Genomic DNA, 1,034 nt, shown 5'->3' with positions numbered 1-1,034 from the left:
TATTTGTGCCTTTGATTGAGGCGCTGACTGAACGGCAATGGGGCGACAACTCTCCACCGCGTGAGGTTCAGGTGCAGCATGTTGCGCTGTTTGCGACGCCCGCGACAGTGTCGAGCCGTGCGTTTCAGCGGGAGCTGGCGTTTCGGGCGATCGGGGTTGATGTCGAGGCGCAAGCCTGCGGCGGGGTGGTGGACGCCATCGAAGAGGGCGACATGATCTTGGCCGAGGCTTTGGTACGCAGCCATGTGGATGCTCTGAAGCGCAAGATGCCGGAACCGCAAGCAGCCATTCTGGGCTGTACGCATTACCCGCTGATGGCAGAGACGTTTCAGCAGGCGCTCGGACCGGATGTGAAAGTCTATAGCCAGGGTGATCTGGTTGCGGAAAGCCTTGCAGACTACTTGCAACGGCATCCGAATATGCTGGGTGAGGGCACTGATGGCTTCCTGACAACGTGTAAGCCGCGCGTTGTGACGGATCGCGCGACTCAGTTCCTCCGACGACAAATCACCTTTGAAGCCGCCTGACCTAGGTCAAGGACGGCGCTTTTCCGATTCCGTAATTCGTTGACCGTCACAGCGGCGGTCACCCCATGTGACACATGAATGAAAGAGGTCTGACATGACCCACAAAATCGCAATTCTTGGCGCTTCTGGTTACACCGGCGCGGAACTCGTGCGGCTGATCGCCGGGCATCCGAGTATGGAAATCAAATCTCTGGCCGCCGAGCGGAAGGCTGGACAGACAATGGCGCAGGTATTTCCGCATCTGCGCCATATGGATTTGCCGGTGCTTTGCAAGATTTCCGAGATCGAATTTAGCCAAATCGACCTGTGTTTCTGCGCTCTGCCGCACAAGACCAGTCAGGAAGTCATTCGCGAACTGCCCAACACCTTGAAAATTGTTGACCTGTCAGCAGATTTTCGACTTCGCGATGGCGACGAATACAAGAAGTGGTATGGGAATTCACATGCCGCGCTTGGGCATCAGGAAGAGGCGGTTTATGGTCTGACCGAGTTCTACCGTGACGAAAT

Annotated in this window: 1 protein-coding gene and 1 pseudogene; both read left to right on the top strand. The window is 56.3% G+C overall.

The features are described 5' to 3' along the window. On the top strand, positions 1–527 hold a 527-nt coding region (locus tag ACR0L4_RS23635; RefSeq protein WP_480515645.1), incomplete at its 5' end, for a glutamate racemase. A gap of 94 nt (positions 528–621) precedes the next feature. Further along, positions 622–1,034: pseudogene (argC, locus tag ACR0L4_RS23630) on the top strand (N-acetyl-gamma-glutamyl-phosphate reductase); the annotation flags it as partial.

This window comes from Ruegeria sp. AB5, from assembly GCF_056542645.1.
Note: the sequence above shows the minus strand (reverse complement) of the source record. Positions and strands in the feature narration are given on the sequence as shown.